9 protein-coding genes are annotated in these 9374 nt (G+C 49.0%); 6 read left to right on the top strand and 3 right to left on the bottom strand.

All coding sequences use genetic code 11. The features are described from left to right. The first annotated feature begins 361 nt into the window (after nt 1-361). Nucleotides 362-2296 carry a protein kinase YeaG gene (gene yeaG, locus FDX19_RS15760; protein ID WP_137383440.1) on the top strand — a complete coding sequence of 645 codons (1935 nt, stop codon included), beginning with the start codon at nt 362-364 and terminating at the stop codon, nt 2294-2296. Nucleotides 2297-2417: 121 nt separating this feature from the next. After that, nucleotides 2418-3701 carry a YeaH/YhbH family protein gene (locus FDX19_RS15765; RefSeq protein WP_137383441.1) on the top strand — a complete coding sequence of 428 codons (1284 nt, stop codon included), beginning with the start codon at nt 2418-2420 and terminating at the stop codon, nt 3699-3701. A 92-nt stretch (nt 3702-3793) separates the two neighbouring features. On the opposite strand, the gene FDX19_RS15770 is transcribed toward FDX19_RS15765, so the two are convergent. Next, nucleotides 3794-4204 (bottom strand): hemerythrin domain-containing protein, encoded by a 411-nt coding sequence (locus FDX19_RS15770; RefSeq protein WP_137383442.1) that lies wholly within the window; start codon nt 4202-4204, stop codon nt 3794-3796. A 13-nt stretch (nt 4205-4217) separates the two neighbouring features. Next, nucleotides 4218-4988, bottom strand: a complete 771-nt coding sequence (locus tag FDX19_RS15775) for a class I SAM-dependent methyltransferase (protein WP_137383443.1) — start codon at nt 4986-4988, stop codon at nt 4218-4220. Nucleotides 4989-5167: 179 nt separating this feature from the next. Here FDX19_RS15775 and dgcJ point away from each other — a divergent pair, with 179 nt between their 5' ends. From dgcJ to FDX19_RS15790, 3 genes are all read left to right on the top strand, one after another. Then, on the top strand, nt 5168-6658 hold the full coding sequence (gene dgcJ, locus FDX19_RS15780) for a diguanylate cyclase DgcJ (RefSeq protein ID WP_137383444.1): 1491 nt from the start codon (nt 5168-5170) through the stop codon (nt 6656-6658). A gap of 44 nt (nt 6659-6702) precedes the next feature. After that, entirely contained in the window at nt 6703-7206 is a 504-nt protein-coding gene (locus tag FDX19_RS15785; protein WP_137383445.1) for a YbaK/prolyl-tRNA synthetase associated domain-containing protein, read from the top strand. 139 nt (nt 7207-7345) lie between these two features. Next, nucleotides 7346-7792 carry a DUF441 domain-containing protein gene (locus FDX19_RS15790; protein WP_042308914.1) on the top strand — a complete coding sequence of 149 codons (447 nt, stop codon included), beginning with the start codon at nt 7346-7348 and terminating at the stop codon, nt 7790-7792. On the opposite strand, the gene FDX19_RS15795 is transcribed toward FDX19_RS15790, so the two are convergent. Then, nucleotides 7749-8567, bottom strand: coding sequence for a helix-turn-helix transcriptional regulator (locus FDX19_RS15795; RefSeq protein ID WP_137383446.1), 819 nt, complete (start codon nt 8565-8567; stop codon nt 7749-7751). The two genes, FDX19_RS15790 and FDX19_RS15795, sit on opposite strands and share 44 nt — an antisense overlap. Nucleotides 8568-8666: 99 nt before the next feature. Here FDX19_RS15795 and FDX19_RS15800 point away from each other — a divergent pair. Then, nucleotides 8667-9374: MFS transporter (locus FDX19_RS15800; RefSeq protein ID WP_137383447.1), on the top strand; the 708-nt coding region annotated here is incomplete at its 3' end.

Consider the following 9374-nt stretch of genomic DNA (forward strand, 5'->3'; position numbering starts at 1 on the left):
CGTATTACCTGCCCGATGTAACCCCCTAATTTCTCAACGAGTGATGACATTTTGCTTGCAGTACGGTGAACAGCACATGAATTCAACCCCATTTCTTTACATAACATGTGCTTTTTTTGCTGATGAGTTATTGATATGCCATTGAAATTCATTTGCGCGTGCAGGCAAGTTTTGCAAATGCCATCTACGCTTAAATTTAGAAGGTGTATCACCGAATACGTTGATCTCCTGACCATCGAAATGGCATGAGAGTTGCTTATTTTTTTCAGCAGCGACGTCGTTCAGTTTACCTCTTCAGGGGCCTCTACTATTCATATGAACGGCTCTTAACATGTGCTAAAAAACGAAAGGACGGCATACCATGAATATATTCGATCACTATCGCCAGCGTTATGAAGCTGCCAAGGACGAAGAGTTCACGCTGCAGGAGTTTCTTACCACTTGTCGGCAAGATCGCAGTGCTTATGCCAACGCGGCAGAGCGGCTATTAATGGCTATTGGTGAGCCTGTCATGGTTGACACTGCCCACGAACCTCGACTTTCTCGACTCTTTTCGAATCGGGTGATTGCACGTTATCCCGCTTTTGAAGAGTTTTACGGCATGGAAGACGCGATTGAACAGATTGTCTCTTATCTGAAGCATGCGGCTCAGGGGCTGGAAGAGAAGAAGCAGATCCTGTATCTGCTGGGGCCGGTGGGAGGGGGGAAATCATCGCTTGCAGAGCGACTGAAGTCGCTGATGCAAAGAGTGCCCATTTATGTCCTCAGCGCCAATGGTGAACGTAGCCCGGTTAACGATCATCCGTTATGCCTGTTTAATCCGCAGGAAGATGCACAGATCCTGGAAAAAGAGTATGGGGTCCCGCGTCGCTATCTCGGTACGATCATGTCGCCGTGGGCTGCGAAGCGTTTGCATGATTTCGGCGGGGACATCACTAAATTCCGTGTCGTCAAAGTCTGGCCGTCTATTCTGGAGCAAATCGCCATCGCTAAAACCGAGCCTGGTGATGAAAACAACCAGGACATTTCCGCTCTGGTCGGGAAAGTGGATATTCGTAAACTCGAACACCATGCGCAGAACGATCCTGATGCCTACGGCTACTCAGGTGCGTTGTGCCGCTCCAACCAGGGGATTATGGAATTCGTAGAGATGTTTAAAGCACCGATTAAAGTGCTGCATCCTCTGCTGACTGCAACCCAGGAAGGAAACTACAACGGGACAGAAGGTATCTCTGCCCTGCCGTTTAACGGGATTATTCTCGCCCACTCGAACGAATCTGAATGGGTGACGTTCCGTAACAACAAAAATAACGAAGCCTTCCTCGACCGTGTATACATTGTGAAGGTCCCGTATTGCTTACGTATCTCTGAAGAGATAAAGATCTACGAAAAACTGCTTAACCACAGTGAGTTGACTCATGCGCCTTGCGCACCGGGCACGCTGGAAACGCTCTCTCGCTTCACGATTCTTTCGCGTCTGAAAGAACCTGAAAACTCGAGCATCTATTCGAAGATGCGCGTTTATGATGGTGAAAGCCTGAAGGATACCGATCCTAAAGCAAAATCGTATCAGGAGTACCGGGATTACGCCGGGGTTGATGAGGGGATGAACGGTCTGTCCACGCGTTTCGCGTTTAAGATCCTCTCCCGCGTATTTAACTTTGACCATGCCGAAGTCGCAGCAAACCCCGTGCATCTGTTCTATGTGCTTGAGCAGCAAATCGAGCGCGAGCAATTCCCGCAGGAGCAGGCAGAACGTTATCTCGAGTTCCTGAAAGGCTATTTGATCCCGAAATACGCCGAGTTTATTGGCAAAGAGATCCAGACGGCTTACCTCGAGTCCTATTCAGAATATGGACAGAACATTTTTGACCGTTATGTAACCTATGCGGATTTTTGGATTCAGGATCAGGAGTATCGCGACCCGGATACCGGTCAGTTGTTCGATCGCGAGTCACTGAACGCCGAACTGGAGAAAATTGAAAAACCGGCGGGTATCAGCAACCCGAAAGATTTCCGTAACGAGATCGTCAACTTTGTTCTGCGTGCCAGAGCAAACAACAGCGGTCGTAATCCAAACTGGACCAGTTACGAAAAACTGCGCACGGTTATTGAGAAGAAAATGTTCTCGAATACCGAGGAGCTGCTGCCGGTCATTTCGTTTAACGCTAAAACCTCGACTGACGAGCAGAAAAAACACGACGATTTTGTCGACCGTATGATGGAAAAAGGCTACACGCGTAAACAGGTGCGTTTACTGTGCGAATGGTATTTGCGCGTACGTAAATCGTCTTAACATAAGTGCCCGGTGGCGCCTGCGCTTACCGGGCCTGCAAAACAATATTCCGTAGGTCGGATAGCGCCAGCGCCATCCGGCACTTACAGACATGGCGAACAGTTGGCAGTACGGGGGGCATATGACCTGGTTTATTGACCGGCGTCTTAACGGCAAGAACAAGAGCACGGTAAATCGCCAACGCTTCTTGCGCCGTTATAAATCGCAAATTAAACAGTCGATCTCCGAGGCCATTAACAAGCGTTCGGTGACCGATGTAGATAGCGGCGAATCTGTCTCTATTCCGACCGATGATATTAGCGAACCGATGTTTCATCAGGGCCGCGGTGGCCTGCGTCATCGCGTGCATCCGGGTAACGATCATTTTGTACAGAATGACCGTATCGAACGTCCGCAGGGGGGCGGCGGCGGCTCAGGAAGCGGACAAGGCCAGGCCAGTCAGGATGGAGAGGGTCAGGATGAGTTCGTCTTTCAGATATCTAAAGATGAATATCTTGATCTGCTGTTCGAAGATTTAGCGCTCCCAAACCTGAAGCAGAATCAGCAGCGTCAGTTAACGGAGTTTAAAACGCACCGAGCAGGGTTTACCTCCAACGGCGTGCCCGCCAATATCAGCGTGGTGCGCTCCTTGCAGAACTCACTGGCGCGTCGCACAGCAATGACGGCGGGTAAACGTCGTGAATTGCATGCGCTTGAGGCCGATCTGGAAACCATCGCCAAAAGTGAACCTGCGCAGTTGCTGGAAGAAGAACGATTACGCAAAGAAATTGCTGAATTACGGGCAAAAATCGAACGCGTACCATTTATTGATACTTTTGATTTGCGCTACAAGAATTATGAGAAACGACCCGATCCTTCCAGCCAGGCCGTGATGTTCTGCCTGATGGATGTCTCTGGCTCAATGGATCAGTCGACTAAAGATATGGCAAAACGTTTTTATATCCTGCTGTATCTGTTCTTAAGCCGCACTTACAAGAACGTGGAGGTGGTCTATATTCGCCATCATACTCAGGCAAAAGAGGTTGATGAACACGAGTTCTTCTACTCTCAGGAAACGGGGGGAACTATAGTTTCCAGCGCCCTGAAGTTAATGGATGAAGTGGTAAAAGATCGCTACAACCCTGCCCAGTGGAATATCTATGCCGCTCAGGCATCGGATGGCGATAACTGGGCAGATGATTCACCACTGTGTCATGAAATCCTGGCGAAAAAGCTGCTACCGGTGGTGCGATATTATAGCTATATTGAAATCACCCGGCGCGCGCACCAGACCCTGTGGCGCGAGTATGAGCATCTGCAATCTACCTTTGATAACTTTGCGATGCAGCATATCCGCGACCAGGATGATATTTATCCGGTATTCCGCGAGCTGTTCCATAAGCAAAGTGCTACCAGCAATAGTTAGCGCTTAGTAACGTAAAAAATCAGCCAGTTTTTCATCTCTGGCTGATTTTTTCTTGCCGGGTTCAGTGCGTTCCGTTCATACATAGAATGACGCTACATTCTTTCTACCAGCGGGTAGAAGTCTTTATTTTCCCGTTGCATACGCTCATATACTTTACGCAAAACGATGTTGGCATCGCGTCTGAACGCGTCATCGTTGCCCATCAACTTACTGGCAATATTCCAGCGGCGGGAGAAACCCTCATATTCGTTAACAATATCCGCCATTTCGCGTTTAAATTTTGTGCTGACTTGCCGAAGCGCGTTATTACCATCCTGTTCAATATGCGGATAAAGGAACTGATCTTCAGCAGATAAATGCGTTTTAATGATCGCACTCATGCTCACAATCGCAGTAGCGATTTCCTGAGCATTGGCTGAGACGCCAGCGAGGCTTAACTTACGCAAGAATGATATTTTTTCCAGTATATCAACATGCTGACTTTTCATTTTATCAATATTCATCCGTTTATCCTTGTTATCTTCCTTTGATGGAACAGCAGGCAATGTAGTTTAGTTGGTGACGTTGCGAGTGGAAAAAACGAAACATTTTCAAGAATCGACGACGATTTTCATACGTTCGCATACCGTTAAACGCAATTTTAATCGCGCCCTTTACTCCTTCATCGCGAATTAATCCGCGCGGTGACATCAACGACATTTTGCCATTCTGTTGCATGACCTGTTCAAACCCCGCGCTCATCAACAGGTCACTCCATCCTTGTTTGGTCAGCGGACTGACGTTTGATTTCACCACCTGAACCAACTGATACTGGTCGCCCTCTTCCAGTTTTTGCGCAGTGAACATAATGTCGTGGGTCAATAAACGTCCACCGGGTTTCAGCACCCGATGATATTCCGCAATCAGTTTCGCTTTAGCTTTGTCTGCATACATCGTCAGCATGGCTTCATTAATCACAACATCGAAGCTGTTATCTGCAAAAGGCAGCGTATTGGCGTTTGCCGCCATGACATGAATGTAATTTTCCAGTCCGTTAAGCGCCACATTACTTCTGGCCTTGCTCAGCGCATTTTTATCCATATCAATGGCATAGACCGTACACCCAAAGCGCTGTACCAGTTCGATGGCCGTCGTAGCCATATTACAGGCCACTTCAAGGACCTGGCTGCCAGGCGTCAGTTGGGACTGCCGGAACAACCATTCTGTCGCTTCAACTCCGCCTGGGCGCAGGCGGGTTTTTCCCAGGCTGGCTAAAAATGTATGGCCCGCTTTTTCAGTCGCGCTCATTCGCCGGTCTCTTTTTTTATAAGTTGCATTATAAATACAACATTAGATGTTAAAGGTGAAGAGCACGAATGATTTTTATTACAAACAATGCGCAATTCTGCGGGATTTTCCGTACTGTTAGAGTGGATGTATACCGTGTGATAGACTGGCGTATCCGACTTACAGGGTTGTAAATCATTATGAAATTGCATCATAAAGCGCTCCGGCACTTTATCTCCGTAAGCGTTATTGTTTTGACATCTTCTTTTTTGGTTTATGAACTTGTTGCCAGCGATCGGGCAATGAGCGCGTATATGCGCTACATCATAGAGAAAGCAGATTCATCCTTTCTCTATGATAAATATACCAATCAGAGCATTGCTGCCCATATGATGCGCCAATTTTCATCCCCGAAAAAGCCCATCACAATCGAACAACGAAAAGCGCTGTGTACCGCTTTCGAAACCGTTAACGGCATCCATGGATTCAATCTCACTACCCATGACTATCTTCCGTTACGCGGTACGTTACAGACCCACTCTCCGAGTTGTATTGAACAACTTGACGATATCTTTCTGCTCCCCGCCTTCGATCAGGCCGTAAACGCAAATCGTGAACGGGTAGATTACGGTCAGGGATTAGGCACCATGGAATACAAGTTTCGCTATTACATTGACCTGAAAAACGACTACATCTATTTCTACAACCTGGTAAATTCATATCAATTTGCCATGAATCACTGGTCCTTTCTGCAGAAAGGTACGCTGGGAATAAACCAGAGCGATATTGATGATGTTTTTACTGGCCGAACCGTCATTTCCAGTATTTATCAGGACGATCTCACCCAGGAGAAAGTGATGAGCTTTTTGACCCCGGTCTACTATACCGGCAAGCTAAAAGGCATCGTCATGGTGGATGTTAACAAAGACAATTTAAAGAACATATTTTATACCAACGACCGTCCCCTCGTCTGGCGCTATCTCAATGTGACCTTATCTGATATCAACTCAGGTAAAGAGATTATCATTCACCAAAGTGAGAGCGACTTGTTTCAGTATGTTCATTATATTAATGACATCCTAGGCGGAATGCGTATCACATTATCGCTTGATTTTATGTACTTTATTGTGTCTTCCTGGAAGTTATTTGCCTTCTATTTACTGGCCACTGCACTGTTACTGAACATGGTCAGGATGCATTTTCGTTTGTATCACAACGTCACACGCGAAAATATCAGCGATGCAATGACCGGGCTTTATAACCGCAAAATATTAACGCCCACGCTTGAGCAGCGTTTGCAGCAGTTGGTCAACGCCGGAACCTGCGTAACGTTTATTGCTATTGATTGCGACAAGTTAAAGACAATTAATGACACGCTCGGGCACCAGGAAGGCGACCGTATTATCACCATTCTGGCCAACGCTATTCAGGCCTCTATTCGCAAAAGCGACTACGCCATCCGTCTCGGTGGAGATGAGTTTTGTATTATCCTTATCGATTATGCCCCTGAATTCACCGCCCAACTACTGGATCGTATTCGCGAAAAATTACACACTATAGCTCCGGATACCTCTGTCAGTTTTTCCGCGGGGATTTATAACATGCAGCCAAACGACACCATTGATGACGCCTATAAGGCATCAGATGTGCAGCTCTATAGGAACAAACAGAAAAAACACCACCGTGAGTGATAGTGTATTCGTCAGGATGTTCATCGTAGTACCAGGAGTAAGAAATGACAGAAGTAAATAAAGGCGACGTGACGCACCAGCGTTTAATTTCACTGTTGTCAGAACAAGGCGCAACGTATCGTGTGGTCAGCCATGAAGCCGTTGGCAAGTGTGAAGCTGTCTCGGAAATTCGCGGTACAGCGCTCGGTCAGGGGGCAAAAGCCCTCGTCTGTAAAGTAAAAGGCAACGGCGTTAATCAGCATGTACTAGCTATTCTCCCGGCTGACCAACAGGCTGACCTGAACCAGCTTGCCGGACATATCGGCGGTTTACGCGCATCACTTGCCAGCCCGGCGGAAGTGGATGAACTGACCGGCTGCGTGTTTGGCGCTATCCCACCGTTTAGTTTCCATCCGAAACTCAAGCTGGTTGCCGATCCGCTGTTGTTTGAGCGTTTTAATGAAATTGCGTTCAATGCCGGACTGCTGGAAAAATCCGTGATCATGGACACCCAGGATTATTTGCGCATTGCGCAACCTGAATTAATTCCATTCCATCGCGCACAATAGCAAGTCCATAACATCAGTATCAAAACGCGATATTATGCGTTCGCCTAAAAATAATAATAATCAATAAAAAAGCCTGTTCCGTCACGCATTTACGCGTACAGTAAGCAGGCTTAATTTTTCTTTTGGCAAGGAAACTACGATGTTTGATGTCACACTGCTGATCCTGCTTGGACTGGCAGCTCTGGGCTTTGTCAGCCACAACACCACTGTCGCCGTTTCAATTCTGGTGCTGATAATTGTCCGTGTTACTCCGCTGAATACATTCTTCCCGTGGATTGAAAAGCAGGGGCTTACCGTTGGGATTATTATTCTGACGATCGGCGTCATGGCGCCCATCGCCAGCGGCACGCTGCCCCCCTCCACGCTTATTCACTCCTTTGTAAACTGGAAGTCGCTGGTCGCTATCGCCGTCGGCGTTGTTGTCTCCTGGCTTGGCGGGCGCGGCGTCACGCTGATGGGTAGCCAACCTCAACTCGTCGCCGGTTTACTGGTGGGCACAGTATTGGGCGTTGCCCTCTTTCGCGGTGTGCCGGTGGGTCCGCTTATTGCGGCCGGTCTGGTGTCGCTGATTGTTGGGAAGCAGTAGTCAACCCCGCCAGATAGCGGCCTGGTGTTTGACCCAGACCTTTCTTGAACATGGTGATAAACGCGGTCGTAGAATCGTAGCCAAGCATTTGAGCAACCTGCTGTACATTGTGCCCGTCGATCAGCGCCTGCAGCGCCAGGATCAGTTGCAGCTGATGGCGCCAGCGGCGAAAACTGAGCCCCGTTTCTTTGACGACCAGACGGGCAAGGTTACGCTCACTCATGGCAAACACGTTGGCCCACTGCCCCAGTGTTTGCCATTGTGCAGGCTCCCGCGCCATCGTCGCCACCATCTTGCGAATTTTCGGATGATCGGATACCGGTAACTGCATTTGCTCCTGCGGCTGCTGCGGTAGTTCGTCAAACAACACCTGCGTTAACCGCTGAGTGGCGGGTTCACAGAGCTGGGCATCCGTTTTGCTCGCCAGCGCAAGAATAAGCTCCCGGCATAATGGCGCTATTTTCAGCGTACAACAGCAATCCGGCATCACTACTGCATGAGGTTCAATGAATAAAAAGCACAACTGCGCGCCAACGGTAACGTGGTTGCTGTGCGGAATTTCACCCGGTATCCAGACCGCATATTGCGGCGGCACCATCCACATGGCGTTCTCCACTTCGCAGGTAATTGCGCCATGCAATGCCAGGATTAACTGGCCTTTGCGGTGTTGATGCAGCGGGCTGAAAAGTTCGTCTTCCTGAGCCTGAATACAAAAAGCCACGGCGGCATCGTGGTAAAGATCGGGTTGATACCCATCCAGCCTCAGTCCAAACATAAGAATGTCCGATTTTAGCGATAAACTGTCATTTTAGCTTGATTCATCCACAGAGTAAAAACGCTAAGGTAACGCCTCGCCTGACGATATGAGAAAAAAATGACTAACTCCCCTTCTTCCCGCGGTAAAAACGGTGCGCTGTTAATTGCGGGTATCCTGATGATCGCAACCACACTACGCGTTACGTTTACCGGCGCAGCCCCTTTACTCGACGCGATTCGCACTGACTACGGTCTGACCACCGCCCAGACGGGACTCCTGACCACCCTCCCACTGCTTGCTTTTGCGCTGGTGTCGCCTCTGGCGGCAACCGTCGCTCGCCGTTGGGGTATTGAACGCAGCCTTTTAGCCGCCATGTTGCTGATCTGTATAGGTATTGCTATACGTTCACTCCCTTCATCCGGAGCCCTGTTTGGCGGGACGGCAGTCATTGGCTGTGGCATCGCACTGGGAAATGTCCTTTTGCCGGGCCTCATTAAGCGTGATTTTTCACAGCATGTGGCAAAGCTCACCGGGGCGTATTCGTTAACGATGGGCGCTGCGGCAGCGCTGGGGTCGGCAATGGTCGTGCCGCTGGCGTTACATGGCTTTGGCTGGCGCGGCGCGCTGATGATGTTAATGGTCTTTCCGCTGCTGGCGTTATTGATCTGGTTACCTCAGTGGCGCCAGACGGCCAATGCCAGCCTCAGCAATTCGCGAGCGTTGCACTCCCGCGCAATCTGGCGCTCCAGTCTCGCCTGGCAGGTCACGCTGTTTTTGGGCATCAACTCGCTTATTTATTACGTTGTTATCGGCTGGCTACCCGCC

This window comes from Citrobacter sp. wls619 (assembly GCF_005281345.1).
In the GTDB taxonomy this organism is placed as follows: Bacteria; Pseudomonadota; Gammaproteobacteria; order Enterobacterales; family Enterobacteriaceae; genus Citrobacter.

Coding starts and splice junctions, on each gene's coding strand:
- yeaG (WP_137383440.1), top strand. CDS start 362: ATGAATATATTCGATCACTATCGCCAGCGTTATGAAGCTGCCAAGGAC.
- FDX19_RS15765 (WP_137383441.1), top strand. CDS start 2,418: ATGACCTGGTTTATTGACCGGCGTCTTAACGGCAAGAACAAGAGCACG.
- FDX19_RS15770 (WP_137383442.1), bottom strand. CDS start 4,204: ATGAATATTGATAAAATGAAAAGTCAGCATGTTGATATACTGGAAAAA.
- FDX19_RS15775 (WP_137383443.1), bottom strand. CDS start 4,988: ATGAGCGCGACTGAAAAAGCGGGCCATACATTTTTAGCCAGCCTGGGA.
- dgcJ (WP_137383444.1), top strand. CDS start 5,168: ATGAAATTGCATCATAAAGCGCTCCGGCACTTTATCTCCGTAAGCGTT.
- FDX19_RS15785 (WP_137383445.1), top strand. CDS start 6,703: ATGACAGAAGTAAATAAAGGCGACGTGACGCACCAGCGTTTAATTTCA.
- FDX19_RS15790 (WP_042308914.1), top strand. CDS start 7,346: ATGTTTGATGTCACACTGCTGATCCTGCTTGGACTGGCAGCTCTGGGC.
- FDX19_RS15795 (WP_137383446.1), bottom strand. CDS start 8,567: ATGTTTGGACTGAGGCTGGATGGGTATCAACCCGATCTTTACCACGAT.